The following is a 24,807-nucleotide window of genomic DNA, read 5'->3' on the forward strand; positions in this document are numbered from 1 at the left end:
GCGCTTCGATTAGCAGAATAATTGCCTGTGACATGAAGTCAAGGCCCCGGCCAAGCCATGGGGGCAAGCCTGTGGCCTCCCCCTTGATCGGACGCCGCCGAAAATTATTTGTTATCCGCAAGACCGAGTGACGCCTCTGGTTCCATGCGGGTGATCACAGAGACGCGGCGAGCTGAGGCGTCAATGCCACGACGTTGAATGGAACCCACTATCGAGAAAGGAGGAGCAGCGATGAACCTGGTACGTTGGGATCCCTATCGTGAGTTGGAGGAGATGACCAATCGGCTCAACCGTCTATTCGGCCGTGCCACCGCCACGGCGGACGGCAACGAGATGATGGTGCGGGCGGATTGGACGCCGTCCGTGGACATCAGCGAAACCGATGAGGAGTTCCAGATCAAGGCGGAATTGCCCGGTGTGAAGAAGGAGGATGTGAAGGTCACCTTGGAGAACGGCATCCTCACGTTGCAGGGTGAGCGGAAACAGGAGCGAGAGGACAAGGACCTCAAGTTCCACCGAATCGAACGGTCCTACGGGCAGTTCGTCCGGAGCTTTACGCTTCCTGACCTGGTCGATGACGCCAAAGTGAAGGCGGAATACAAAGATGGCGTGCTCAACCTCCGCCTGCCCAAATCGGAGAAGGCCAAACCAAAAGCCATTGAAGTGAAAGTGGCCTGACCCGGTGGTGACCCCTGCGAGGCCAACCGCAACGGCCCGTCTTTCCTTGGAAAGACGGGCCGTTGGCCCATTTGGCCCCTTTCCCCCGCCTCTTGACCCCGGCCGATCCTGCGTTATTCAGGATGGCGTCACATGACCTGCTGGACCGGATGGACTTGGTGAAGGGCCCACTGTCTGGCGCGGCGGTCATCCACCGAACACCTCCCGGCCCTTCACAGAGTCCTCTCTATCCAGCCGAATTCACGCATCACGTTGGTCAACCCGGTAAGGAGGGTGTCAATAGAAGAGCTGAAAGGAGGTTGAGCGCGTCGCCATGACTCGTCGAGCCATGATGGGGTCGCTGGTTGTCGGGGCCATCCTGCTGTTCGGAGGATGCTGGCCTACGGCGGGCTACGCCGGGGAGACAGTAACCGAGGTCAAGCGCGCGCTCCCTCGTTCGTTCCAGGGAGTCCGACTCGGCATGCCCCGGCACGAGCTGGTGGCGGCCGCCTCCGACAGAGGGCGAACGGCCGTGGCGGGGGATGAGCGAGGACAACGGTCTTTTGCCGTGCTCCCGAACGATCGTCACCTCCGGCGAATCGAATATCGGTTCTATCGGAATGCCTTGCAGGAGATGGCGATCCATTACAACCTTGAGCGCATTCCTCTGGGCCATGAGGGGCTTCTTGCCAGATTGAAAGAGTCCTACGGGGAGCCGGTGGCCGAGCAGGTCGAGGAATTCGATCCGAGACCGGATGTGTTTTCAGTCAAGAAGACCGTGTGGAAGGATGAGCGGACGCTGATCGCGCTCGCCGAAGTCCGGAAGGTGCGGGAAGGAACGGAATCATACGACCTTGTCTTGACCATGACCGATCGCGCGCTGCAGCAGGCGTATGAGCGGGAGCAGGAGCAACGGCGCCGGCGCCAACTGCGGGAGATTCCCATTCCGTTGTCCGGCGAGGAAGGACCGCAGGAGTACCGGGTTGGGCCCGGTGCGGATAGTCCTCGATCCCACGCGGCCGGATAAGGCGATCGGACGTTGCGGAGAAGGATGCCGCTCCCTTGGGAACTCGTCCGTAGAAGTGACAAGAGTCACTCATGAGAAGGAGGTGAGAAAACTATGAAATACCTGCCATGGATTTTGGCTGTCGTCGCCGTCTGGCTGATTGCCGCGCCCTTCCTGCTCGGGTACGCGGAAACAGGGCCTGCGATGCAGAATGATATCGCGGTGGGCGTGGTGATGTTGCTGGGGGCGTTGATCTGGGGGTATGGCGAATGGCGCGGTCACGGTGTGAGCGCCGACATGCAGACCCAACGCCGATAGGCTCGTGAGAGAGGAGGGCTCGGCTTCATGAATCGGAGGCCGAGCCCCCTCGACGCAAGACAGTGCGGCGACAGGATAAGACCATCCCGAGCCGGATAGATCGGACTCGTTCATGGAACAGCCCGCCGGAGGGTGACGGGACTCTATCGCAACAAGTCGGCGCCATCCGTCCACCGGTCTCCATCCGCGGATTTCTGCTGGGTGCTTCAGTCTGTGACCTGGATTTCGATCGGATCCGCACCATGCGCACCGTGCGGGGCGTCTTGACGGATGAGAGCGGGCGATCCGCTCGCGACCGATTGTGTTGAACCTCGAAGCGACTTTTGCTGCGCCCGCCACGGCTTAGATCCCACAATCCCTTCACCATCCGCTCGACAGCGCCACGGATCAACAATTGCACCGCTCAAAACCGGCGGCGCGCAGGCCGACCGCACCACGTGCCGTCGTCGCCGTCGATTGACATCTGATATGCGTACCAGGGAGAGACGATGGATGAGTGGCGGAAGGGATTACACAGGGGGTCCTGTCTCGTTCTCCCGGTCCCTGGAGCGGCAGGTGCTCGCTCTGCTCGCCATCCGCCCTCGGTTGCCGTTCAGGGTGCTGGTCGGGTTATTGCCCGGTCGTCCCACGGGCGATCTGTTCGCCGCGTTGCGCCGTTTGCGTGAGCGGGGACAGATCGTGGTGGCGCCAAGCAGACGGGATTTTGATCTCGTACGGGTGGACCCGGATCTTCAAGAGTACGGTGTCGGCTCCCGCCCCGCCGACGCGCAGGAGCGTGAGGGCTGACGGCTTGGGTGCCGGCCAATGAGCCGATGTACCGCGATGCTCGTGGGAAGCCTGCTGGTCTGGGAGGTCTGCCTGATGGGCGGATGCGCCGTTCCCGCAACAGAACTGGAACTCGGGTCGCGAGATCCGTCCCTCGATCACCGGAAAATTGCGCGGTACTACCACCAAGAGGCCGCCCGGCTCTGGAAGCAGTCGGAGGACATGACGGTGCGGGCTATTCAGTACGAACACCTCTTCGGTCCTTCGTCAGACTGGGTCCAGGGAACGAAGTTGCTGGCCGAGTCCTATCGTGCCGCGGCCATGGAACACGAACGTCTGGCCGGTCGACACCAGGACTTGGCCGAGGGGCGGGCCGTGGAGGAACCATGAACCGGCATTGGACGGCGCTGTGGCTGTGTGGTCTCCTCCTGATCCTGTGCAGCTGTGCGACGACGGTGCATCCCGGGCAGCGGGGCCTGCGCTGGTACCCGCTCACCGAAGGCCTGACGACCGAGACCTTGAAGAGCGGACTCTATTGGCGGGCGCCGTGGAACGACGTGTTCGTCTATGACGTCCGGTGGCAGAGCTTTGTCGAGACCGTCGATGCGCTGAGCTCCGACGATCTTCTCGTCAAGCTGCGGGCCGCCATCATCATTCGGCCCATCGCGGAGGAGGTCTATTTCCTTGCCCAGGAAATCGGTCCGGATTTCTATCCGCGCGTGGTGCGGCCCGAACTGCTGGCGGCGGTGCGCAGCGTGGTGTCCAACTATCCCATGGTCAACGTGCCAGAACAAAGCGCGGAGATCGCGAGCAAGGTGCAGGCGGTGGTGGTGGAAAAACTCAAGGGCCGGCACCTGGAGGTGGCGAGCGTCGCATTGGCCGAAGTGGAACTGGCCAAGCTGGTGCTGGAAGCGGTGGAGCGGAAACAGGCGAAGGAGCAGGAGAAGGAACAAAAGGATTTCGAGCTGGTGATCGCCGAGAAGGATGCCGAGATCGCCCGTCGGCGAGCGAGGGGAGAGGGCGACGCCATCCGGATCCGATCGGAAGGGGAGGCGGAGGGGCTGAAGATTCGAGCGAACGGACAGGCCAAGGCCCAGGAGACGATCGCGAAGACACTGACGCCGGACTATCTGCGCTTCAAGTTGTACGACAGCACCAATGCCAAATTTGTGCTGCTGCCTGATGATCTCAAGGTGCCGGTGCTGATCAATCCCGGCCCGTCCGATACCCAGCGGTTCTCCCAGGAGATGCCGCCGCATGCGGGGTCCGCCGCAGGGCCGTAGCCGCCGGGGACAACGGCGCGCCGACTGGGTCAGGGATCGACGAACCACGAATGCGACGTGGGCAGGAAGCCCGGCAATGGTGCGGAGACCGCACGGACAGCGCGAAACCGATCGATCCTCAAGGGAGGGACCATGGAAACCAGACGGAAGCGCATCTTGGTGGTGGATGACAGCGAAGAGATCAGATCGCTGATGGCCTGGCTCCTCGCCGGCGAGGGATATGTGGTGAGCGAGGCCTGCGACGGGGAGGAGGCGTTGAGGCGGATCCAGGCCGAGCCGTTCGACGTGGTGGTCACCGACTTTCAGATGCCGGGCCTGAACGGCCTCGAGGTGATGGCGCATGCGCGCGAGCAGGACGACCGGAGGCCGGTCATTATCGTCTCAGGGCTCGATACGGATCTGTCCCGGCTCGCCGTCGAGTTGGGCGCCTATGCCTGGCTGACCAAACCGCTGAGTGGTCCCCTGTTTCTGGGTATCGTGGATTCCGCCGCGACCGCAGGACAACGGGAGGCTTCGCCGGTCGGCGGCACGGCCTGAGCCCTTCACTCTATATGGGCCTCTCGGCGACCGTTCATCGGCGGGGCCGGAGCCGAGCGGTTGCGTAAGGAGAGAACGACATGACACGACGCATGCATGCGGACTGCCGGCGCCGGGTGGCGCACTGTCTCTTCCTATGGACGGTGCTCATCGCGTCCGGCCAAACCCACTCCTCCCTGGCGGCCGCATTCGAAGAGGATCAAACCGTCCGGCTATATGAGCGCGTCGCGCCCGCGACCGTGTTTCTGTCCACCTCATCCGTGCGCCACAACGGCGTCCCCGGCTCCTCGGCTGTTGGGTTCGGGGCCGGCTTCATCCTCGACCGGGAGGGGACGGTGTTGACCAATGCCCATGTGGTCGCCGGCGCCTCGACCATCACCGCCACCCTCTACGATGGGCAGCGGGTCACCGCGGAGCTGCTCGGTATCGATCCGCAAACCGACGTCGCCGTGGTGAAATTGGCGCCGGTCAAAGGCCAGCTCGCCACCGTTCGGCTCGGAGATTCGAATCGCATCAAGGTGGGCCAGAAGGTGCTCGTCGTAGGCAGCCCCTTCGGCCTGGGCTTCACGCTGACCAGCGGCATTGTCAGCGGATGGGGCCACATGCGGGGACAGGGGACGGGAATGGACGACGGCATGATTCAGACCACGGCGCCGATCAATCCCGGCAACAGCGGCGGGCCGGTCATGAATTCGAACGGCGATGTCATCGGCATTACCACCGCCATCATTCCCGGCGCCCAGAACATCGGTTTTGCGATCCCGATCAACCGCGCCAAGGCCGTCCTCGACGAGCTGAAGACGAACGGACATGTCGCGCGGCCCTGGTTGGGCGTGACCGGCAGCTTCCCAACCGACCAGATGCTGACGCTGTTCTCGCTCCCCTTGACCAAGGGGTGGCTGGTCGAACAGGTGGAGGAAGGCAGTCCTGCGGCGGAAGCGGGGCTGCTGGGCGGCGCGCTGCACATCGTGGTGGAAGGCACTCCGTGGACGTTGGGCGGGGATATCATCCTCTCCATCCAGGACCAACCGGTGCGGTCGCCGGATGAATTTTTGCAGGTAATCAAAACCTTGCACATCGGAGACAAGGTCGACGTCGAATTCCTGCGGGCGGGAGATCTCCATCGGACGGTGATCACGTTACGGGAGCGTCCCATTCCCGCCGTGACGCCGCAAGTCCAGACAAGCTTTCCGCTCGCGGACACCGCCACGCCGGTCGGACCGCGATGGGGATGGGAAACCGGGTCTAGATACTAGGGGGACGGTCTTGCAGGCTGGTCACTTCCAGGCGGTGGATCGGCCTCCTCACCATAAACTCTCCGATCGCGAGTTCCAAGTGCTGAGCCTGATTGCCCAAGGCAAGACCGTCAGCGCTATTGCCGACGAGCTTGCTTTGAGCGTGAAGACCATCAGCACCTACCGGTCTCGTATTCTGGAGAAATTGAAGCTCAAGACCACCGCCGACCTCACGCGGTATACGATCCTGCATCGCCTGGCCGAGTGAGCGGAACCTGCACCCTGTCGGATGTCCTTCGAGGACAACATCCTTCCAGTGGTGAGGCGGCTCCTTGGGATGAGACGCCGGCATGCAGCCTTCCCCGTTGGCCAAGATTTATCATCAGATTGGCGAACGATTCACACGCGCGGTAGGCACCTGCTTCATGTCTTTACCGGCTGTGGCCGCGCCGGACGGATTCTTTGAGCAGGCAGCAGGCTGTTCCGATTCCATCTGCGATCCGGTGCGGTTCCGTGTCTTTAAGAAGAACAACTCTTGCTCCCGATGGTTTTGCCAGATCTTGTTAAAGCAGTGTCACCACCGCAATGCTCGCGACGACGCACAAGGCCACGACGACCAAGGCGTTGGCCTGCCAGGCTGCGAGCAGAGCAAACCCGACTGCGGCAATGGCCACATCGACCGGTCCGTTCACGGCACTCCTCCAGATCGGGTCGTACAGCGCTGCCCCCAAGATCCCGACGACGGCGGCGTTGATGCCGGCAATGGCCCTCGCTGCAGCCGGCCGGTTGAGAATGGTCTGCCAGAGAGGAAGCACGCCGGCCACCAGCAGGAAACCTGGCAAAAAAATCGAGATCAGCGCGAGAAAGGCTCCGACGAAGCCGCCTTCGTCTCCCGGCAGCCGCGCGCCCAGGTACGCGGCCAGTGAGAACATCGGGCCAGGGACCGCCTGTGCGGCTCCATATCCGGCGAGAAACTCGTCGGCAGATATCCAACCTGGTTTGACGACCGACTCTTCGAGCAGAGGCAAGACCACGTGGCCGCCGCCGAACACCAAGGCGCCAGCCCGATAGAAGGCCTCTGCGACGGCAAGCAAGCCGTCAGGTCCATGGGAAGCGACCGGCAATCCAATGAGCAGCAGCGCAAAGGCCATAAGCAGAGCCCAACCGAGCGTCGGACCATAGGGCGGCTGTAAGCCGCCGGCCGTGATCGGTGCCGCGCTGCGGCAGAAGGCCAGGCCGGCAACCGCGCCGAGCGCGACGACCAGGAGCTGAGTCCAGGCCTGGCCGGATGCCAGGATGGCAAGGGCGGTGAACGTCGCGATCGTCGCACGGACGACATCCGGGCAAAGCTGCCAGGCCATTCCGAGCACCGCCTGCGCGACAACGGCCAGAGCGACGAGCTTGAGACCGTGGATCGCAGCGTTGCCTGTGGCGCCCGAGAACTGCGGCATCAACAAGGCAAACACAAACAGCAACAGGGCTGAGGGCAGCGTGAATGCGAGAAACGCGGCAATGGCGCCGGCCCAGCCGGCCCGCAAGAGGCCGAGAGAGAATCCCAATTGGCTGCTGGCGGGGCCCGGGAGAAACTGGCAGAGGGCCAACAGTTGCGCATACTGGCCCTCGCCGAGCCATTTGCGCCGCTCGACGAATTCCCGTCGGAAGTAGCCGAGGTGCGCGATCGGCCCGCCGAACGAAGTCAACCCGAGCATGAGAAAGGTGGTGAAGACTTCCGGTAGAAGCCTGGTCCGGGCTCTCTCTATCGGGAGTGCATCCGGCCGAGGGTCCATATCAAGTCCGGCAACCAATGAGGATGTCGGCAGATAGTCCGCGCCGGAACAACCGAATAGCAGTTGAAGAATATCTCAGGCTCTCACCGGCCTGCGGTCGCGCCTATGGGATGGAATCCCAGCGGAATACCGGCGGCATTGTGCCATAGGGCTTGGCAGAGCTGAAATCCCGCTTCGTCGGTCAAGCGGGCACAGACTAGGTCAGGACTGGTGAGCCCCGACACTTCAATGGCGAGCGATGAGGCGGTAATGCTGCGATCAAGTGGGGCCTTAGTGAACCCTAGAGTGACAGGAGTACACACTTCCGGATTAGAATGGCTCCCCGGCGATGGCAGATCTGAGAACTGGAAGTTGTCTGTTCGAATCCACGACCGTGATAGATAGCTGATCAATTTGGCTATCTGGCTATGCGATCGCTGTTGAAGGGACACCTGGGCAATGAAGTCCAAAGCTCGAACCAAAACCACAATATGCTCAATACAGCATGAAGGTTACTAAGACCTTGCAGTTTTCTTCAGCGAAGTATACCGCGTCAAGACGTTCGCCTGAAGCTTAGCGTCAGACTTTAGTTGACCAAGAAAGTCTTCTACGGCTTCGTTCAGTGCTCCGAAGAAATGCAGCAGGCCGAACGAAAGGACGCCTTGCGTGTTGCATATCGATTCGTTGCCCGGGAACAATGTCGCTTCGAACAAATTCCAACTGTGTACAAGACTCGCCCGGTAGATGTGATAAAAACGACCCGCATATTGTTTATATTCTGGCGGAAAGTGCTTACTAATAAAGTCCGCCATATAGGTTTTTGATTGGGCTCGATAGCCATATGCTGAGATTGCATCGAGCGAGCACATTAAAGCGAGGCCGACCACATGACCTCTATGCTGGAGGCCATTATTGCTTTTCTTGGCGTCTTCGATAACGTTACCAATCTCATCAAGAATAGATTCTTTAAGTATTCTCTCCAGGACACAAATAAAGTTGGCATCTATCATGGCGGGAGGATCCGGCCATGTGCTAGGTTGCCAAGGGAGAAATCCATGGGTGTGAGGTGAACTCGAAACAACCGTGTCGTTTCCGATCTGAAGAATCTGGCGCCCAGAGGTCATTGATGCCCTCTGCTGGGTGTACTTCATAGACGCATGTTCTTAACAATCAGTCGAGCTGTATCGAAGCGACGTTGCTCACACGAAATTGTTTGCTCCTACATCTTGCAATACGAAATTGGGCTATTGTGTACGGTCACGATCTGCATGACACTAGGTAGTTTAACTTATGATAACGATTTTCGTTCCCGTTGTCTCTTGATCCAATCCAATGCTAATAGTTGCGCCACTTCTTCTATTAGACCCAATCCAGTGAAGTAAGGCGTTTTGAAGTTGGGAAGCCAACACGTCCTCTTTACATCTCCTAAGTCTGACGTTTCAATTACGCACTCAACTCCATAAAAGGTTGCATTTTCTAACGCTTTGATACGCTCCTTCATATTCTCGATGCCTGGTGCCTTTGGGTACTCGAGGTACCTGGTGGAGTGACCATATAGACCCACTTCTTGCTGAAGCTGTCCACATTTAAGGGTTACTGGATTATGAGCAAATTCCATCTCTACTTCCACCGACAAGACCCAATCTTGAATAATGTCTCGTTGTTCCAATTCGTGAAGCTGATTAAATTGCTCTTGTGTGTAACCAACCTCTTCCGGTGAAAAGCCATTATTAAACCGTCCTTGCGAAGCTCGTTTCGTCAAGACTTCTCCGATAATGCCATCAACGATGGTGAGCCGAATTCCATCTGAGAAGTCTTTAAAGTGGTGAGAGCCAACGACAAAGTATGGAAACATCGAATTGTGAGCCACCTTCAATTTCAACTCGGTTATTTCTAGGCGCCAAGGATCGGATGGAAAATCGGTATAATACTTCGTTCCAACGTTAAAGCCATCTTGGAATCCGTCGAATTCAATGCACAGCAGTGGCATATCCTTACCATCGCAAAGGGTGTAATCAATGCTCGTTTTTTTTAGTCGACTCCATTCGAGCTTAGAAAGTTCACTTCTCTTTAATTCCGACGTGCTGAGATCGAACAAATCATTCGTATTGAAAACCATTAGAAATGGAAGGTTAGGGTAAATGTTGTATCCATCCCCCCATTGCCTCCGCAATTTGTAATAGTTATCACGTTCAGACTTGCTTGCGAAAACTAGTCTTTGTATGGCCATAAATGCCCTTCTATTGGTCTCTCCTACCTTCTAGTGATACGTATCTCTCGTCTGACAGTAAAGAGGACCTAGGTATACTTAGTTCTCCTGCTCTTCGGGGTAATCCTCTGGCGTTGCTGGAACCCAGCCTGCGCGAGGTTTATTCCGGCTTATGCAGATACACTTGCCTTCTGTCGTTAGTACTTTAGCGCCACGATGGATTAATGCTCTAATGACCGCCTTCCTAGGGTGATCTTCGTCCTTCTTTGCAGAGCTTATGACTGCCGTGAATGTTTCTTGCCCTGGTTGTGGTTTATTAGGCAAACGGGACCCGAGCCAACGATTAAGGAGTTCTGTCGATACATTGCGTCTAGAGCCGTGGTGGGGAACCTGAAAGCGATGAATGCCAGGCAATTGTAAGCCGACGTAGGGAGCGTAGTCGGCGGCTTCCGTTAATGCGGCACGACCAGCGTCACCCGTTAACACAATGCGCTGCCCGGCGATGTTTGCATACTGCACTGCACTCATTTCGTTCTCAGCGCTTGTCTCTTCAGGAGAGAATGCTTCCACTCCCCACGCTGCCTTCAACAAACGGACTGCCTCAGTTGCCGCTTTATGAAGAAAGGATGTCAGGATAGTCGTACCCGTCTGCCTAACTTCTTCTGGAGATTCCGGGGTTCGTTCAGAAGAAACAATCAGATCCAGATAACGCTTTTTCGTGGGTGCAAGAATGGTAAAGGCACCAAGGACCGCACCTTGAAAAGGCTCGCGTATCGGGATACCACGTTCCAGAGCGATTGCCTCAAGAGCGGAAAGGTTGGGATAAATTTGTTTTAACCTTCGTCTTAGGTTGTCAACCGATGAGAAATTGGAAAACCGCGATATGATTTCATGCGCATAGATCCATGGACGGAGCATCCAAAGTTCTCCGACGCGGAATTCTTCTAGGACGGTTCGCAGTCCCCCGGCGTGATCACCATCGGGGTGGGTAACTATAACTCGATCGATATGGTTGGGATTGTCGTAATACTGTCGGATATGTTCTACAACCTTTTTCCCCGTATCTTGAAACCCGCCGTCAACCACATGGATGGAAGTAATGCCGTTCACTTGGTAACGCAAGGATATGGCATCTCCACTCTTGTCTGTTTCGACATCTAGAAAATCGATCTCGAAAAAGTCATTCATTGGCGCCTCCCTATCTGCCAGCAGACTTCAGTGAAAGTACCGTTGTAACAAAGCGCCTGCCGTGATTGCTTGCTGCTCGACGTGCCATTTCAAAGTGAAGGGTGAGAAGCAACAGGTAGCCGATTGCCACCCTAGTGGAATGGAATTGGAAAAGCGCGACTAGTCCAAGTACGATGCCGACTATGAATACAAGGGCGGTGTAGTCACGGGCAAATAGGAAAGCACGATGAACCTGTACGACTGCCGGTTCTGCTTCTACAGACTTGTATAGCCTATACCACAGTGCGTTTTGCGCGCGGGGATCGCTTGGAAACGGCCCGTAAGACTTCTTGAGGACGGCGACATCAATGCGTGAATCACATTTGATGTATTTTGTGAAGGCTTCACTGCCTGGGAGTGGATTATTCCAACGCATGAACACAAGTCGTGCTTTTGCATCCGATGTTAGTTGGGCATTTAGGATTCCAGTTAGGGCAAGGCCAACACCAGCTGGTACCGCGGTGCCCAAGTCTCGAACAAGTATCATCCAATTTGCGTTGAAAAGCGGCTCATTCTGTAGCAGCACGTAGAACACTACGAGGTTCATTGCCATTACGCCATACAGGCCGACGTTGATTTTCCCTTTAAGCAAATCTGTCATTTTGCAAACCACTGTTGTATAGGGTAAAGAGCACTCGGTGGACAACCCTCACTAGTCCAGCGCACCCTATGGTGCATCAGGCGAATTTGAGCGAAGAGAAACGCCTGTCTGGACAATCTGATACTCGCCCCTTCCCAATCGATTAACGTGAAGTCCATCGGGCGTGCGGAGCTCCTTTAGACCCTCGACCATCGCTCAGGATCTCCAAACGCTCCAGCCGGAATATATTCTGTATATGGGCAGATGGCATATATTTGGCCATCGCTTCCGACCGCCTCGAATGTCCCAGTTAATTCAATCATCGCATTTCCTGCTAGTGCTCTCTATCTCGAGGTGGGTAGGGATCGTTGCCTGGCTCAATGGTGTCCTTGCTCCTAAATCGGCCATTCTGACCTTGTATGGTTAGTTCACTACCACCTTGATTTTTCAACATCTCTTTCGCCGCAGCCTCTGCTTCTCTCTGGGTCGCGTGCCTGCTTGATGCCTTGTCCGCATCGTTCCGCTTGTTGAACCATTCACCGTCCCGCTGGAAAACCGTTCTGTCGCGTCCTTTCCTCATAAGAAGGCCCCTTCAGGCATACCTATCCTGAAGAGGCCCATTGTGGATCTCGGATACCACCTACACTCGGTATGGTGGCGTCCCGTTTTCAATGCGTGGCGATCATGCCAATAGTCCTATGAAGTTCCTGGACACTTGGCCCTCCTTCCTTGAGATTAACTGTATAGGTAAGCCCATATTCTGGTAGGTCAATAGGCCTACATAAAAAATCTTTAGGCCTAGATAAGTCTATGGTTTCAAAGTAGTTTCTGTCAGTTTCCGCATCCAAGAAAACATGTGCCGCGCTTTCCAACTTGCCAGCCAGGGCAATGTTTCTCAGGATGTGCCGCCCGATCCGGCGACAGCCGGACGGGCGGGAACCACCCCCGGCTCAGTAACACGGGGGGCTATGGATACGTGGGATTGATACAGGAACGAAATGTCTACCGAAGTGAGGTGTCGTAATTATCGAGAGTATGAAACGAGTCCCTATGAAGCATACTTACCGAAATGAAAAGTATTGCTATTGGGATCTACTGCGAAACGTATTCTTTGTAGACACCCCATAAATCCAATAAAATTGCCCTTCCATGATTGCGGAAGGAAAACAGTAGAGTCCAGCTCTAAGGTCTCTCCTTCATTAGCAACTAGAGTGAGCGGGACTCTATGGATCGATCCCCTGATCGGGCCGAATCTTGTAGAAAGTGGAATCGCAGTGTCACGGTCAAACGAATAGCCTGACTCAGCCAAAAGTTCAGGTTCGAAGATGCAATATGGTGCTCCAGTGTCAACCATAGCAAACACCGGTATTTCTAGCGTGCCAACTCGGACTTCAATGAAGAGTTTGGAATCAGTGGCATCATAACCAACCAGGTCGTCATGATATAGGCAACTGCCAGTTGTGAAAGGCTCTCCATTAAACATCAACATAAGTAAAGTGTTTCACTCCACATGGTGGAGGATGGGAGTTGTTGTCAGCCTTTGTTGCCTCACAATAGCCAAGACCTCCTTAAAAGTATCGCCTGATGCAACGACATTTTCACCGAGAACTGCAACCCATTTCCCCCTGTATGATGACCTATTCCCCTTGATCCACGTTGCTTCATTGTTTCGTCGGGGTGATTGTCGAGATTGAGTGACTACTCTCTCTGATGAGAGAGCATCGTAGAGTTTGAGAAGAGGTTCAGTCAGTCTTAGTCCTGCACTCATCGCTCCTACCATCGATTGACGTGCTCGTGCCAATTCTCCTTTTGATAAGAGATCCTTCACGTCTCTGAGAAGAAGCTCATTCTTGAGGTCCGATAGTGAGAAGTTGAGAGTTCCGGATGGCTTTAACTTAGGTTCTCCCTTGCAGGCAATAAAGAGAGATGACATGGGAGAGTTCTGCTCATCGAGCAAGGAGGTTATTCCTAGAAGGGAGGAAGGGCGGTGAGGTTGGAGCAGAGTACTAGCCCGGGCCTGAAGCTCTTTACTGCCAATAGCGTACCGTTGTCGGCTGAGGATTTCCGACCGGAAAGGAGGCTGAGAAGTAGTCTGACTATTTCTAGATTCGATGAGTGATTCTAACATGATTTCCTAGGTCAGGGTTAAATCTAGGTTGCTAGAAAGCGTATTGAATGCTTGTTCTGCAGCACTGGGGAGTTCTTCTATGGAAACCTTGGCACCATCGAAGTTTATGGACGTTCGAAAGAAGATCCCGCCAGATACCCGCGCGGACATGTCGAAAACGAGAGAGGATGCAGTAGTCTTGTCGTGGCCCCCATAGTAAAAAACGACTCCCTGGCCAGAAGAAGGACCAATGCCTCTCGGAACTGTTGGCAAAAAGCTTCGCCAGAATTCATCAGGCTGTTTGTCATCCAAGAGTGTGTGTAATGAAATGTTAACGGCGAACTCTCTTATTTCAGTTTCTGGTACTATCTCTATTAGAGAGTGGAAAGATTTAGTGAAAATGGCTGACATCTCATCTCGTTGTAGGCGTGAAGTATTAAAACACGCGACTTCCATTTTATCTAACGAAAGCTTAACCATCGAACTGAAGTTGAGGAGAGGGTAAGTAACACTCGCCTCCGAGAGATTAGGAACTCCATGAGCAAGCTTGACGTCGTTGATATTGATCCCAAATGGGGCAAGACTCGTAAAAAACGCAGAATGCACGCGAGACGCTGGGGGATCGAGAATGCCAAAAATAGGCCTTGCGAAATGTCCCTGTACGAGGATCTCCCCTTCTTGTACCTTGAGTGAGGTCATAGTTAACTCCACTTTGGCTCAACGTACGTTATCGTCTTTGTGGTAATCGGTCAATACTTAACTCCTCCCGTCTGAACACGGAACTGGTTAGGGAAAGTGGACATTGATTGATAGGATTCCCGTTCGCCGGCGGACACGCGGACGCATCCTGGGGGGCCAGGGGGGTGTCGTCAGACTCCCCCCTTTCTTTTGTATGCAACGAGTAGCGTGCCCCCGAGCGCAAGGTCGCTCCGGTTGGGTGACGTCCTAAGATTGCTGGAAAAAAGAAGGGGTGCCCTCGCCCGAGTGATACACTCGGGCTGCCATAAGGAAAGGAGGACACCCCATGCAGAGAGTACCACCGTCGGCACGAACAACGGAAGCGATTCGCAAGGTGACCGAGGAAGGCACCGAGCAGGATCCCAAGGCGGCCCTCGTCAAACTGGGGATTCAGCGGGTGATCGAAGAAGCGCTGGAAGCGGCCGTGCGAGACACCGTCGGCCGGGACTACTATGAGCGCCGCCCCGTGGGAGCTCAGGGCTACCGCAATGGGATCCGCCCCGGCCGACTGGCCACGAGCGAAGGGGAAGTCCGCTATGCAGTCCCCCAAGTGCGCGATGTCCCGCCCGACCTCGTGCGGGCCCTGCGCCGGCGGCTCAAAGGGCGCACTCCGGAATTGGAGCGCTTAGGCTTGGAACTCTTCGCCCGCGGCTGCTCGACCCGCGATATCGAAGCGCTGTTCACCGACGCCGACGGCCGCTCGCTCCTGTCGCGGACGGCCGTGTCGGAGATCACCGAAGCGCTCTGGGCCGAATATGAAGCATTTGCCACGCGGGATCTCAGTGACATCGTCCCGCTCTATCTGTTTCTGGATGGACTCGCCGAACGCCTGCGGCCCGGTGCGGCGCGCGAGGCGGTCTTGGTTGCGTGGGTCATCACCGAGGAAGGCCAGAAGCTGCTGCTACATGTGGCGCCCGGCACAAAAGAGTCCACCGACTGCTGTCGCGAGTTTCTCGAAGATCTCAAGCGCCGGGGCCTGGGCGATCCCGTGCTCGTGATCACCGATGGGGCGCCGGGGCTGATCCGGGCGGTCGAGGAGTGCTTCCCGGCGTCGCTGCGCCAGCGGTGTCTGGCCCATCGGATGCGCAATCTGATGGCGAAGCTCCCCGAAGAGATCCGGGCGGAGTTTGCGGCGGCCGCCCGCGCGGCCTATCACGCGCCGTCGCTGGCCCTGGCGCGAGTCGCGCGCGAAGAGGTCGTCGAGCGCTTTGGTTCCGAGTACCCGACCGCGGTGGCGTGTTTCGAGGAGGATTTTGAGGCATGCATCGCGCAGCTGCACTGCCCGCCACGCCATCGCCGCATCTGTCGGACGACGAATTTACTGGAACGTCTGTTTCTGGAGGAACGGCGGCGCCTCGACGCGGCAGGCACGCTGTTCGGCGAGCGGGCCGTCCTCAAGCTCATGTACGCTGCGCTGATTCGGGGCACCGAGCACTGGCGCGGCCTCCGGATCACCGAGTTTGAACACCGCCAGTTGGCGCAGTGGCGGGCCCAACTCCAAGAGGCGCACGCGAAGCGTCACGCGCCGATCACGAAGGCCTCCGCACCAAGCAGCGAGAAACTTGACCGCCGCATTGGCCCTACAACACGCGATCGGCGGGCGGCGCGATGAAATCATCGGAGGCGTTCGGCAGGTCAGAGAGGTCGGACCGAATCAAAACGCAACAGAAAGGTCGGGCATCCTAGATCTAATTTCCAGCAATCGCCGGACTTGACCTCCGGTTGGTCCGGCCTCCCGCAACGATCAGACAACTCAACCGTCACCACATTCCTTGGAGAGCCAGCCCGGACGTCCGTCGGCGGTGTGTCATTTCATTGGCCTCGGATGGCAGGGATGAGCACAGAGGGTGGAGCCATCGCGGTTGTATAATGCCGCCGGCCGCGAGGGTGCCGCTGCGACCGGCATTCGACTCCGGTCGAGCTTCAGAGGGAGCAGCGGCCAAACGTGAGACACCGGCGACGATCCCCATTTCGATCGCATGATGGCGGACCCGGCGTGCTCGCCCTGCGTCAGCCGAGGCCATTGGGACAGAAGGACAACCGCTTTTGGTCGAAGAATTGGAGAAGGAAATATCTTGTAGATGAAACCGGCCCTGGTGGCTCCCCAGCCTCTATCTGGCACGAACACTACTATTCCAGATATTCACGTCGCGGTAGGGCGGACTCATGGTCAGCGGGATCCCGTGCGGAGCATCAGAGCGGTAAAGCCCTCTTGCTCGAAGTAGCGGTCACTGGTCAGAACCATCCGTAGCTTTCGTTCCCGCATCATGGTCATCGAAAGGCAGTCAGTCAGGCTGTAACCTTTGTCAGGTCTGGCCTTATAGAACGCAAAGCCTTTCTGGAATGAGCGTCGGCTTAACCGCAGTACTGTTACGAGAGGATCGCTGAGGATTGCCTCCACACCGCTTCGCTGGTCACAATTCTGCCCCGGCCGTGGGTGGCTGAAACTTTACAGGCCACTTCGTGGTGCTGGTCGTGTGGATTGGTGAGGGTGATCCAGTAGACGGTATCGGCGAAGACTGCCTTCACCGCGCTGAACTGCCGTAGAGGTAATGGTCGTGATTCGCGGCAAGGTCAGTGGGGAGTTTATGGAGTTCCGCGGGAGGAATAGTCCGAGCGAGTTGCACGATCCGGTCCCCAATTGAAACAGCCCGCCTCTTTCGAGTCGCGCGGGATCGGACGGATGATTTGGCCCTCTTTTTTTTGCTGTGGGAAGGCATGGATCAATTATAGTCACCCGGCGAAACCGTGACAACCGACGTCGTCGAACTGACCACGGTTGGGAGTTTTGACTACGCGGGATGGGTAAAAAGTGGGAAGGGCTACCGCTCATTTGAGAGGCTGCCCTTCCGATGATGGCTCCCCGGGCAGGACTCGAACCTGCGACCAATCGGTTAACAGCCGATCGCTCTACCAACTGAGCTACCGGGGAACGTGATCTTCGTATGGAAGCTGACCTCGCTGAGGTCGGGCAGGGCGCGATTGTAGCACAAACTCAGGGGAAGGGAATACCGCCTCGCTGAGTTCCGTTACACGTCGAAATCCTCGGTCTCGTCGTCCTCCGTCGAGGCGTCGGAATTCCCCTCGGAGAGGTCGGCATAGTGCTTGGCCCAGGACAGGTAGATGTTGCCGCTGTCCCGCATGGCGTCCGCGCCTTTCATCAACTTGCCGACCAGCTCCGGATCCTTGCCGGTGGCCTGGATCTCGGCCGCCCGCTGCTCCAGCGCCTGAGGAAACTCCCGCAGCAGCCCGGCGATATCCATGAGTAATGCGGTGACGGTATTGTCTTCCCGTTCCATCGTGGTGCGCTCCCTGCCTGGTTCGGATCGAATAAAAAAACCCCACGGCGCGGACGCCATGGGGTTTCTGCAACTACCGCGACGAAGGCTCAACCTTGGTAGGCTTGACCCAAGGCGGCGGATTCTCCCTTTTTGGACATGAGCGTGCCGTCGGCGCTGACCGCCACCATCTCGATCGCCTGGTGCTTGGCCGCATTACAAACCACGACGCAGAGCTCGCAGCCCTTGCACCGCTCGATGGTGACCTCCGCGACCATTTTGCTGACATTGAGGTCCAGGCAGTTGGCCTCCGGACAATACATAATGCACAGCCGGCATCCCTTCTTGGCGGTGCATTTTTCGTCGATCACTTGGGCTACGTTATACATGCGTCCTGTTTCCTTCTCTCGATTACGCCGCGACCGCCGGATTTCCGACCCGCAGTTCCACCTTGTTTTTCTCGGCCCACTCCGCTCCGATCTCATAGGCCCGCCGAACAGTGGCCAGATTCTTCTGGAGCAGCATTTCCTTCTTCGCAAACTTCTTCTTGATGGCCTCGTCCAAGGAGGCCGTGCCGCCCGAGGCGACGAACTTCTTGCCGAACCGCTCCTGGAGCGCCCCGTCGAGGGCTTCCATCGTCACGCACTTGGTGATGCCAGCCACCGAGCCGATCATGGTCATGTTCGTGGAAAGCTCCGTGCCGGCGATTTCCAGCGCGATTTGGGTGCCCGGGATGTAGAGTGTGGCGACGTTCAAATCCTTGAGCCGCTCGATGTCTTCCTCGGACAGCAGCGGCACGTCGGAATTGATGATCACCACGCCGCCTTCCTTGATGCCGGAATAGAAGGGCATCGTGTAGCTCTTCCCCATCGTGATCACCTGGGGATGGAACACCTCGATGACGTCGGGGAAGACCAGCTCGCCCCGGTCGTAGATCCGCTCGATGCCGATGCGGCAATAGCTTTCCGCCGGCGCCATCCGCTTCTCCGCGCCGAAGAACGGATTGGAGATCGAGAACTTCCCGTCCCGATTGGCCGCCATCGCCATGACATGCGCGGCCGTGACGGCGCCCTGCCCGCCCAAACCAGACATTCGGATATTCAGTCGTTTTTTAATCATGGTCGATCCTCTTGGTGGCTTAGGCCTGCTGCCCGGCCAATTGCTTGGCGGCGGCTTTCTTTTCCTTCTCCTTGGCGGCCATCTCGGCCAGGAATTGCTTGGCCGGCTCGCTGATGTACTCCTTGTAGGCGAACCGCTCGGTCGGCTTCTCGGAATCCCGCATTTCCTGGAGGCCCTCCATGCTGTTCTTGCCGATCTCCAGAATGCAGGGCGTATAGAGTTGCAGATAGGTCGGTCCGATCTCCCGGGCGATCATGACGGCGTTGCGGATGACTTTCTCGACGAGCGAGGGCTTGCTCACCGTGCAATTCACCACGTAATGGCAGCCCGATTCGCGGGCGATTTCCGGCAACCGCACCTTGTCGAACAGCTTGCCCACCGGCGCCATCTTGGCGACGAAGCCCTTCTGCATCAGCCCACTCTCCTGGCCGCCGGTGTTGGCGTACAGCTCGTTGTCGAAGCAGATCGTGGTGAACTTTTCCTGGCGGAACCAGGCCTGCAAGGTCATGTCCAATCCGATGTCCACCGTCGCTCCGTCGCCCGCCAGCACGACTACATCCTTGACCTTGCCCGGAAAGCGGACCGTCAGGGCCCGCTTCAAGCCGGAGGCGATGGCGTTCTGGTTGCCGAACAGCGAGTGGATGTTGTGGACGGCCACCATGGGGAACACGAGGCTCGTACAGCCGGTGGACCCGACCATGACCGTGTCCTCGGGAGCCGGCAAAGAGGCGAGAATGTACCGGAAGGCCATGGATTCCGGACAGCCGGCGCACAAGGAATGTTGCTCGATCAACTCCTTGGAGTTGCCGATGTCCTTCCATCCGCGGTCTTCTTTTCCATAGGTGGATCGCTGGACGAGATCCTGATACTCCGGCGGCATGATATCGAAGAGTTCCGGTGCGATCTTAATCCGCTCTTTGCTCATTGGGGCCTCCTCTACGGCGTCAGTCTATCGGTATGGCAAACTCTGTTGGCTGATCCTCATGAACCTCTGACCGGTCTGCGTCTCAACTGCCGCGTCCGGCGAGGGAGAAGGTCTTCATCCCGAGCGCGGTCTTGATTTCCGACACGATGATTTCCGGCGGCATGGTCATCCCGCCGCAGACATGGGGACCGGCGTGGACGCGGTCGCTGTTCGGAATCGTCGCCCGGATCTCTTTCGCCAGCCAGCCGGTGACGTTGAACTCCGGCACGAAAATATGCTTCGCGTGCTTGGTCGCTTCGCGAATTTCCTCGCCCGGCCAGGGGCGCAGCGCTTTCACTTTCACGAGACCGCACCGAACGCCCTCGTCTTCCAACAGGCGGATCGCTTCCCGTCCCTGAGAGACTGCCGTGCCCGACGACACGATCATCACGTCGGCGTCCGTGTTCTCCGCATCGATGAGGCCGTTGATCCAGTGACTCGTATGCTTGCGCGAGCGCTCCACCGCCGCCCACACCTCCTGTTGCCAACTGGCATGGGTGGCGTAGCTGATGTAATTGCTCTTCATCACGAAGGGATCGCGCATCATCCGGACCGGCGGACATTCCATATCCATGCAGGGGACGGGCGAGCGGTAGGGATCGTAGGGCGGCAGGCACATATCGGCCGGCGTCAGTTGCACGACGTCCTTCGTATGCGTGACGAAGAAGCCGTCGCAGCAGAGGGCCAGCGGCAGATGCACATCGGGCTCCTCGGACACCATGTAGCCCTTCAGAATCCAATCGAAGAAGTCCTGGGCGGTCTCGGCGTGCCAGACGAGCATACCGGTATTAAGCAGGTAGGAGATCTCGAGCGTATCGGGCTGGATCGACAACGGGGAGTTGATGCCCCGACAGGTCACGATCATCTGGATCGGCAGCCGCGCGCCGGCCCACATGGGGAAGTTTTCCATTGCGCGCATGGTGCCCGGTCCCGCGGTGGTCGTGAAGACGCGGGCTCCGCCGAATGCGGCGCCGGCACATTGCGACATGACGGCAAACTCGCTCTCTCCACGGAAGTAATCGCCGATATAACCCTCTGCAAACAATTCCCCGATCAAGGCCGCCGCTTCCGACTGCGGCGTAATGGGGTAGGCGATCATCACGTCGCAACTGGCGCGGCGGATGGCCTCCTTGATCACCTCGCTGCCCGTGTAGAACGACGGGGTGCGAGGCGCCTCGTGCATCATCTTCCACGGGTCAGTGTAGGTCTGCCCTTTTTTATTTTGTGTCCCGATCAGGGATTTGACGTCAGCCATGGATCGAGCCTCCTTGTCAGTCAGCCCATTCGGGCTTCCGGATTAGGTCGATGGGTTTAATTGGATGCCGTACTGCGCCCGGCCGTTTTGCGCACGGTGACTGAGCCTTTCAATCTCTTGACCCACTCCGCGAGACGCAGGATTTTTTCAACCGTCGCGTCGCGGAACGACAGCATCGCGTCCTCGTGACCAGCCTGGGCGCACATGGCGATCGTATAACAGGACGTGCCGCCACGGATGATCTTGAGCGACAGGTTCGCTTGGTGGCAATGTACGCCCACGAACATGCAGGCATCGATCTTGTTGTGCCAGATCGTCAGATTCGGGTGGTTCGGGTTGATCTCGATTTCAGGATTGATTTTCGGGTACTTGGGACGATAGTCGGGCATGGGAATGAGCATCGCCTTTTGTTCGGGCGTGACACATTCCTTGATCGTTTCATACAGGTGCCGGACCGCCGCCGCCTTTTTCGCCGCCTTTTCATTCCAGGCCCACAGCACCAACGGGCCGGGGAAGATCGTCGGAACGCGGGCCATGAGAAACTGCCGTGCCGCCTCCTCCATGGCCTTTTCTTCCGGGACGATGACGCCGTTGATATGGGCTTCTCCCGGATTCGGCAGGACGATGCCCATGGATGCGGCGGCGGGAGGCAAGAAATGCTCTGGGCCTGGTAAGACACGATATTCGCTCATTGTTGATCGGGCTCCGACGTTAGAGAAAATGAGATTGCGCGCTCGTGGCGGAAGCTGGCCCACACTTTATGCTTTCTCAGCGAGTTGTGCAAGTTCACAGAAGGCCCACCGTGGAGAAATTTCGGGCCATCGCTCGATCCACAACTTAGGCCTTTCGGGCTAAGCGCGCGATCCCTCGATTTCAGGTCCATCGACGTGATCTAAGCGGTTACTATAGCGAGCGATTCTGAACGGTGTCAACGCGCCACAGGCGTGATTATGAGGAAGATCGACAAGCGGCTTTCAGGCCCAGGGCGCAGGCCTGCTCGAAGTCCGAGATTGCCTCTCCGGTCAGGCCAAGGGTTTCGTACAATCGCCCGCGCTGGAGCAGGGCCTCCGTGTGAAGAGGAAGGGCGGCCAACAGCATGTTGAGATCTTCAAGCGCGTCCTTCTGGCGGTGAAGCGCCCTGCGGACCCTGCTACGAAGGAGGTAGGCTTCGACCTGATACGGGACCCATGAAGGCAGCGGGTCATCGCCCAGCAGGCTATCCAGCGTTGTCGATGCCTGTATCCAACGACGGGCGGCCATCTGATTCTTGGCTGTGTGGATCGCCAAGACCGTCATTTGTTGCCGGGCCAGATCAAAGAGGGGGTCGATGTCCAGGAGCCGCCGATAATCCTTCAGGGATTCGGCAGGGTGGCCTTGGAGACTATGCAGTTCCGCACGGCCCAGTAGCGCCCAGGTCTGGTAGGGGTCGATGGCCAGGGCTCGGGAGAAGTCGTCGGAGGCCATGCGAATGAAAAGGTCGAAGTCTGTATCGGGACCCTCGCGTGCCTTCGTCGCGCTGGCCGCCTTCAGGTACGTCTGTCCCCTCACCACGTAGGCTTCCGCCAATTGTTGATTCATGTTGATGGCTTGCGTTGCCAATAGCACTTTCTCGGAAAGCCGGGAGGTCTTGAACGCTCGCTGGACCAATTCATCCGGCGTTTCGATGCGGACGGGGCTTCGATTGTTTCGATAGTCTTCCAGTTCATGGGTCAGCTTGGAAAGCTCGGCCTTGAGGCTGGAATTCTCAGTTTTGAGCTGTTGAAGATGGCTGGCAAAACGGTCCTCCAATCGCAATCGCCGGACGGCCTCGGCCAAATGTGTGCGATCCACCACGGCTCGAATCTTGACATAAAACGATGGCCGTCCTTCGGTGATGGAACTTTCTTGGTCGAGGAGTTCCGTCTCGGTGATGGCCGCCGCAATGGTACGGATCACCAATGAGCTGGTGTGGCGACTGTCGGTGGCCGTCTCGCGTGATGCGTCGGTAAACCAACTTTCCACATACACCCCGGCCTGCTCGATGGCCTTCTGCTTGGCCCGGAGCAGCGCCGCTTCCTTTGCCGAAGCCAACGTATCTCGGTCCGCCATGACGTAGACGGCCTCGCTGACGACGGTCCGAAGGTCGCCCGCCAGGATAACGGGACAGTTCGCGAGGATAACCGTCAGAGTGAAGACTGATAACGGGATGCGAAACAGCATGTGGCCGTCGTCGGAGAGCAGTCTGTCTTGAAAGCTTACCGCCCGACTGTGCTTCGGGCAAACCGTGAGAGGTGAAGCGCGGGGTGTTTTTAAGGTTGAAGTGCGCGGGCTTACGAAGACGACCGTCAACCGAAGACCTGCGGGAAGAGAGAGCGGCTCGCCTGGAGGGATGAGTCAAAGGCCGGAGGAGCTGCTCTGGACGAGATTATGAAGGGAGGGCCGCTTTCGGGAACACCTGCATAAAGGGATGGACCTCCACCCGTTCGAAGACGCCAAATCGGACATAGGGGTCTTCCTGCGCGAATCGTTGAGCCTCCTCAAACGAATCAGCTTCGATGACAATCAGGCTTCCTGCTTTGTCCGTCAAGGGCCCGGCCAGCACCACTCGGCCCTGGGCATCGAGTGGCTCCAACCGTGCCAGGTGCGCCGGTCGATGGATTTTTCGTCTCGCTTCTCCTTCGGGGCCGTCGAAGCCAAGAATAACGAATTTCATCATATGTTCAACCGCTTCTGGCTTTTATGGGACAATGATGCAGAAGATGATCTGTCGTGAAATGTTCAAGCGCTATCGGGTCAGCGATTCAAGGGGCTGTCGGCCTTGAAAGCCGCTGGTGATTTCGTGCCACCAACGGATTTCCTCTTCGCCCAATTGCCAGCAGAGGTAGACAATGCGGCCTTCCGAATGGTGCGGAAAATCGCAGAGCCCGCTGTCCAGGTCCTTAATCAACACGCCGGTTTCCTGTAGCGCCAGGATGCCGCTCGCAATGTCATCCAGGGATTGGAGATAGCGGCCTCCGTAAGGGCTGCCGCCTCCCATTTCGCTGTTCGCGCTGGCCTTCCGGATCTCCTCTCCGATCTTAGCCAGGACGGCGCGGGCCGTTCGGATGCGCAGAAATTGCGCTCTCAAGTGAGGAATGAGGACGTTCGCTTCCGTGAGAGAAAAGGTTCGTTCCTGGGGATCGGTCGGCTCATGTTCATCCATGGGACTGTTCCTCAAGCGACTGCTTAGCACAAGCCGCAGAGTGACGCAACGGGTCTCGCGGGCGGGAGAAGTCGCGGCTGAAGACCTTCTGAATGAACAAGACGGCACCTAACAGTAAAGGGCGGGAATTTCTGTCTGCTACTTGACATTACAATATCCCGGCGTTAGCATGACATTGATCGTACTTACCGGACCCTGATTACCCCAACCGCTTTACGCCAACTCTCGGAGTCGATTTCGCGAACAACAATTCGGGGAAGCCGGAAGGCTCCTGATACATGAGGTTTCGTGCTGTGCTATTCGTGGCTGCCTCCAGTGGGCGAACGACAATAAGGGCCATCGGCTCGCGCAGTCAACCGGCCGCTCGTCATCCATTTCCCATGCCAAGACCTCTCAACTCTAGCCAGGCCATGCATAAACCCGAGATCTAGCCGAGGCGAACCACCAGAACTTGTCCATTACATCAAGTACCCATAAGACCACAATAATTAATCAGGTCGCGTGAGATCAGTCGTTATTGTTGTCACTTTCTCATATTATTCACGTCCTATTACGTGCAGCAGCACGAGCGGGGTAGTGTGA

General features: G+C 57.5%; 27 protein-coding genes and 1 tRNA gene. 10 read left to right on the top strand and 18 right to left on the bottom strand.

Annotated features, from left to right (window positions below):
- Window positions 1-231 precede the first annotated feature (231 nt).
- The 9 genes from QWI75_RS05980 to QWI75_RS06020 all read left to right on the top strand — a co-directional run bounded on the left by QWI75_RS05980 (window position 232) and on the right by QWI75_RS06020 (window position 6,069).
- Entirely contained in the window at window positions 232-678 is a 447-nt protein-coding gene (locus QWI75_RS05980) for an Hsp20/alpha crystallin family protein (protein ID WP_289267784.1), read from the top strand.
- 313 nt (window positions 679-991) lie between these two features.
- Window positions 992-1,684: a hypothetical protein gene (locus QWI75_RS05985; protein WP_289267785.1), complete on the top strand. Its 693-nt coding sequence runs from the start codon at window positions 992-994 to the stop codon at window positions 1,682-1,684.
- 93 nt (window positions 1,685-1,777) lie between these two features.
- Window positions 1,778-1,981 (top strand): SPW repeat domain-containing protein, encoded by a 204-nt coding sequence (locus QWI75_RS05990; protein ID WP_289267786.1) that lies wholly within the window; start codon window positions 1,778-1,780, stop codon window positions 1,979-1,981.
- 492 nt (window positions 1,982-2,473) lie between these two features.
- Complete coding sequence (locus QWI75_RS05995; RefSeq protein WP_289267787.1) at window positions 2,474-2,767, top strand: L-asparaginase family protein; 294 nt, start codon at window positions 2,474-2,476, stop codon at window positions 2,765-2,767.
- Between the two features lie 18 nt (window positions 2,768-2,785).
- The gene (locus tag QWI75_RS06000; RefSeq protein WP_289267788.1) at window positions 2,786-3,136 is read left to right on the top strand and encodes a hypothetical protein; all 351 of its coding nucleotides are present in this window, start codon (window positions 2,786-2,788) and stop codon (window positions 3,134-3,136) included.
- Window positions 3,133-4,029 carry a prohibitin family protein gene (locus QWI75_RS06005; RefSeq protein ID WP_289267789.1) on the top strand — a complete coding sequence of 299 codons (897 nt, stop codon included), beginning with the start codon at window positions 3,133-3,135 and terminating at the stop codon, window positions 4,027-4,029. Before QWI75_RS06000 ends, QWI75_RS06005 begins: the two co-directional genes overlap by 4 nt.
- Before the next feature lie 132 nt (window positions 4,030-4,161).
- Window positions 4,162-4,566 (top strand): response regulator, encoded by a 405-nt coding sequence (locus QWI75_RS06010; protein WP_289267790.1) that lies wholly within the window; start codon window positions 4,162-4,164, stop codon window positions 4,564-4,566.
- An 80-nt stretch (window positions 4,567-4,646) separates the two neighbouring features.
- Complete coding sequence (locus QWI75_RS06015) at window positions 4,647-5,822, top strand: S1C family serine protease (RefSeq protein ID WP_289267791.1); 1,176 nt, start codon at window positions 4,647-4,649, stop codon at window positions 5,820-5,822.
- Window positions 5,823-5,832: 10 nt separating this feature from the next.
- Entirely contained in the window at window positions 5,833-6,069 is a 237-nt protein-coding gene (locus QWI75_RS06020; RefSeq protein ID WP_289267792.1) for a response regulator transcription factor, read from the top strand.
- Between the two features lie 295 nt (window positions 6,070-6,364).
- Here the strand turns inward: QWI75_RS06020 and chrA are convergent, their stop codons facing one another.
- The 8 genes from chrA to QWI75_RS06055 all read right to left on the bottom strand — a co-directional run bounded on the left by chrA (window position 6,365) and on the right by QWI75_RS06055 (window position 14,389).
- Window positions 6,365-7,588 carry a chromate efflux transporter gene (gene chrA / locus QWI75_RS06025; RefSeq protein ID WP_289267793.1) on the bottom strand — a complete coding sequence of 408 codons (1,224 nt, stop codon included), beginning with the start codon at window positions 7,586-7,588 and terminating at the stop codon, window positions 6,365-6,367.
- A 494-nt stretch (window positions 7,589-8,082) separates the two neighbouring features.
- Window positions 8,083-8,718: a hypothetical protein gene (locus QWI75_RS06030; RefSeq protein ID WP_289267794.1), complete on the bottom strand. Its 636-nt coding sequence runs from the start codon at window positions 8,716-8,718 to the stop codon at window positions 8,083-8,085.
- Window positions 8,719-8,855: 137 nt separating this feature from the next.
- Entirely contained in the window at window positions 8,856-9,797 is a 942-nt protein-coding gene (locus QWI75_RS06035) for a hypothetical protein (protein ID WP_289267795.1), read from the bottom strand.
- 78 nt (window positions 9,798-9,875) lie between these two features.
- Complete coding sequence (locus QWI75_RS06040) at window positions 9,876-10,964, bottom strand: ComEC/Rec2 family competence protein (protein WP_289267796.1); 1,089 nt, start codon at window positions 10,962-10,964, stop codon at window positions 9,876-9,878.
- A 10-nt stretch (window positions 10,965-10,974) separates the two neighbouring features.
- The gene (locus QWI75_RS06045; RefSeq protein ID WP_289267797.1) at window positions 10,975-11,604 is read right to left on the bottom strand and encodes a hypothetical protein; all 630 of its coding nucleotides are present in this window, start codon (window positions 11,602-11,604) and stop codon (window positions 10,975-10,977) included.
- A 313-nt stretch (window positions 11,605-11,917) separates the two neighbouring features.
- Entirely contained in the window at window positions 11,918-12,163 is a 246-nt protein-coding gene (locus QWI75_RS22685; RefSeq protein ID WP_370693551.1) for a DUF2188 domain-containing protein, read from the bottom strand.
- Window positions 12,164-13,084: 921 nt separating this feature from the next.
- Window positions 13,085-13,516 carry a DUF5678 domain-containing protein gene (locus tag QWI75_RS06050; protein ID WP_289267798.1) on the bottom strand — a complete coding sequence of 144 codons (432 nt, stop codon included), beginning with the start codon at window positions 13,514-13,516 and terminating at the stop codon, window positions 13,085-13,087.
- Window positions 13,517-13,717: 201 nt separating this feature from the next.
- On the bottom strand, window positions 13,718-14,389 hold the full coding sequence (locus tag QWI75_RS06055) for a hypothetical protein (protein WP_289267799.1): 672 nt from the start codon (window positions 14,387-14,389) through the stop codon (window positions 13,718-13,720).
- A gap of 325 nt (window positions 14,390-14,714) precedes the next feature.
- Between QWI75_RS06055 and QWI75_RS06060 the strand changes: the two genes are divergently transcribed.
- On the top strand, window positions 14,715-16,040 hold the full coding sequence (locus QWI75_RS06060; RefSeq protein ID WP_289267800.1) for an IS256 family transposase: 1,326 nt from the start codon (window positions 14,715-14,717) through the stop codon (window positions 16,038-16,040).
- 1,244 nt (window positions 16,041-17,284) lie between these two features.
- Here QWI75_RS06060 and QWI75_RS06065 read toward each other — a convergent pair.
- From QWI75_RS06065 to QWI75_RS06110, 10 genes are all read right to left on the bottom strand, one after another.
- Window positions 17,285-17,360: transfer RNA gene (locus QWI75_RS06065), tRNA-Asn, on the bottom strand.
- A 97-nt stretch (window positions 17,361-17,457) separates the two neighbouring features.
- A complete protein-coding gene (locus tag QWI75_RS06070; protein ID WP_289267801.1) occupies window positions 17,458-17,727 on the bottom strand; it encodes a hypothetical protein in 270 nt (89 codons plus the stop codon).
- Between the two features lie 89 nt (window positions 17,728-17,816).
- On the bottom strand, window positions 17,817-18,095 hold the full coding sequence (locus QWI75_RS06075) for a pyruvate ferredoxin oxidoreductase (protein ID WP_289267802.1): 279 nt from the start codon (window positions 18,093-18,095) through the stop codon (window positions 17,817-17,819).
- Window positions 18,096-18,117: 22 nt separating this feature from the next.
- Entirely contained in the window at window positions 18,118-18,825 is a 708-nt protein-coding gene (locus QWI75_RS06080; RefSeq protein WP_289267803.1) for a 2-oxoacid:ferredoxin oxidoreductase subunit gamma family protein, read from the bottom strand.
- Window positions 18,826-18,844: 19 nt separating this feature from the next.
- On the bottom strand, window positions 18,845-19,750 hold the full coding sequence (locus QWI75_RS06085; protein WP_289267804.1) for a thiamine pyrophosphate-dependent enzyme: 906 nt from the start codon (window positions 19,748-19,750) through the stop codon (window positions 18,845-18,847).
- Window positions 19,751-19,832: 82 nt separating this feature from the next.
- Complete coding sequence (locus QWI75_RS06090; RefSeq protein WP_289267805.1) at window positions 19,833-21,044, bottom strand: transketolase C-terminal domain-containing protein; 1,212 nt, start codon at window positions 21,042-21,044, stop codon at window positions 19,833-19,835.
- A 56-nt stretch (window positions 21,045-21,100) separates the two neighbouring features.
- The gene (locus tag QWI75_RS06095) at window positions 21,101-21,736 is read right to left on the bottom strand and encodes a carbon monoxide dehydrogenase beta subunit family protein (protein ID WP_289267806.1); all 636 of its coding nucleotides are present in this window, start codon (window positions 21,734-21,736) and stop codon (window positions 21,101-21,103) included.
- Window positions 21,737-21,992: 256 nt separating this feature from the next.
- On the bottom strand, window positions 21,993-23,243 hold the full coding sequence (locus QWI75_RS06100; protein ID WP_289267807.1) for a tetratricopeptide repeat protein: 1,251 nt from the start codon (window positions 23,241-23,243) through the stop codon (window positions 21,993-21,995).
- A 205-nt stretch (window positions 23,244-23,448) separates the two neighbouring features.
- Window positions 23,449-23,739 carry a YciI family protein gene (locus QWI75_RS06105; RefSeq protein ID WP_289267808.1) on the bottom strand — a complete coding sequence of 97 codons (291 nt, stop codon included), beginning with the start codon at window positions 23,737-23,739 and terminating at the stop codon, window positions 23,449-23,451.
- A gap of 69 nt (window positions 23,740-23,808) precedes the next feature.
- Window positions 23,809-24,225: a DUF2203 domain-containing protein gene (locus QWI75_RS06110; RefSeq protein WP_289267809.1), complete on the bottom strand. Its 417-nt coding sequence runs from the start codon at window positions 24,223-24,225 to the stop codon at window positions 23,809-23,811.
- Between the last annotated feature and the right edge of the window lie 582 nt (window positions 24,226-24,807).

Origin of the sequence: Nitrospira tepida (assembly GCF_947241125.1) — a bacterium.
GTDB classification, from domain to species: domain Bacteria; phylum Nitrospirota; class Nitrospiria; order Nitrospirales; family Nitrospiraceae; genus Nitrospira_G; species Nitrospira_G tepida.

Bases quoted from the DNA above. Each gene is read 5' to 3' on its own strand.
- QWI75_RS05980 (WP_289267784.1), top strand. From the start codon at position 232: ATGAACCTGGTACGTTGGGATCCCTATCGTGAGTTGGAGGAGATGACC.
- QWI75_RS05985 (WP_289267785.1), top strand. From the start codon at position 992: ATGACTCGTCGAGCCATGATGGGGTCGCTGGTTGTCGGGGCCATCCTG.
- QWI75_RS05990 (WP_289267786.1), top strand. From the start codon at position 1,778: ATGAAATACCTGCCATGGATTTTGGCTGTCGTCGCCGTCTGGCTGATT.
- QWI75_RS05995 (WP_289267787.1), top strand. From the start codon at position 2,474: ATGAGTGGCGGAAGGGATTACACAGGGGGTCCTGTCTCGTTCTCCCGG.
- QWI75_RS06000 (WP_289267788.1), top strand. From the start codon at position 2,786: ATGAGCCGATGTACCGCGATGCTCGTGGGAAGCCTGCTGGTCTGGGAG.
- QWI75_RS06005 (WP_289267789.1), top strand. From the start codon at position 3,133: ATGAACCGGCATTGGACGGCGCTGTGGCTGTGTGGTCTCCTCCTGATC.
- QWI75_RS06010 (WP_289267790.1), top strand. From the start codon at position 4,162: ATGGAAACCAGACGGAAGCGCATCTTGGTGGTGGATGACAGCGAAGAG.
- QWI75_RS06015 (WP_289267791.1), top strand. From the start codon at position 4,647: ATGACACGACGCATGCATGCGGACTGCCGGCGCCGGGTGGCGCACTGT.
- chrA (WP_289267793.1), bottom strand. From the start codon at position 7,588: ATGGACCCTCGGCCGGATGCACTCCCGATAGAGAGAGCCCGGACCAGG.
- QWI75_RS06030 (WP_289267794.1), bottom strand. From the start codon at position 8,718: ATGAAGTACACCCAGCAGAGGGCATCAATGACCTCTGGGCGCCAGATT.
- QWI75_RS06035 (WP_289267795.1), bottom strand. From the start codon at position 9,797: ATGGCCATACAAAGACTAGTTTTCGCAAGCAAGTCTGAACGTGATAAC.
- QWI75_RS06040 (WP_289267796.1), bottom strand. From the start codon at position 10,964: ATGAATGACTTTTTCGAGATCGATTTTCTAGATGTCGAAACAGACAAG.
- QWI75_RS06045 (WP_289267797.1), bottom strand. From the start codon at position 11,604: ATGACAGATTTGCTTAAAGGGAAAATCAACGTCGGCCTGTATGGCGTA.
- QWI75_RS22685 (WP_370693551.1), bottom strand. From the start codon at position 12,163: ATGAGGAAAGGACGCGACAGAACGGTTTTCCAGCGGGACGGTGAATGG.
- QWI75_RS06050 (WP_289267798.1), bottom strand. From the start codon at position 13,516: ATGTCATCTCTCTTTATTGCCTGCAAGGGAGAACCTAAGTTAAAGCCA.
- QWI75_RS06055 (WP_289267799.1), bottom strand. From the start codon at position 14,389: ATGACCTCACTCAAGGTACAAGAAGGGGAGATCCTCGTACAGGGACAT.
- QWI75_RS06060 (WP_289267800.1), top strand. From the start codon at position 14,715: ATGCAGAGAGTACCACCGTCGGCACGAACAACGGAAGCGATTCGCAAG.
- QWI75_RS06070 (WP_289267801.1), bottom strand. From the start codon at position 17,727: ATGGAACGGGAAGACAATACCGTCACCGCATTACTCATGGATATCGCC.
- QWI75_RS06075 (WP_289267802.1), bottom strand. From the start codon at position 18,095: ATGTATAACGTAGCCCAAGTGATCGACGAAAAATGCACCGCCAAGAAG.
- QWI75_RS06080 (WP_289267803.1), bottom strand. From the start codon at position 18,825: ATGATTAAAAAACGACTGAATATCCGAATGTCTGGTTTGGGCGGGCAG.
- QWI75_RS06085 (WP_289267804.1), bottom strand. From the start codon at position 19,750: ATGAGCAAAGAGCGGATTAAGATCGCACCGGAACTCTTCGATATCATG.
- QWI75_RS06090 (WP_289267805.1), bottom strand. From the start codon at position 21,044: ATGGCTGACGTCAAATCCCTGATCGGGACACAAAATAAAAAAGGGCAG.
- QWI75_RS06095 (WP_289267806.1), bottom strand. From the start codon at position 21,736: ATGAGCGAATATCGTGTCTTACCAGGCCCAGAGCATTTCTTGCCTCCC.
- QWI75_RS06100 (WP_289267807.1), bottom strand. From the start codon at position 23,243: ATGCTGTTTCGCATCCCGTTATCAGTCTTCACTCTGACGGTTATCCTC.
- QWI75_RS06105 (WP_289267808.1), bottom strand. From the start codon at position 23,739: ATGATGAAATTCGTTATTCTTGGCTTCGACGGCCCCGAAGGAGAAGCG.
- QWI75_RS06110 (WP_289267809.1), bottom strand. From the start codon at position 24,225: ATGGATGAACATGAGCCGACCGATCCCCAGGAACGAACCTTTTCTCTC.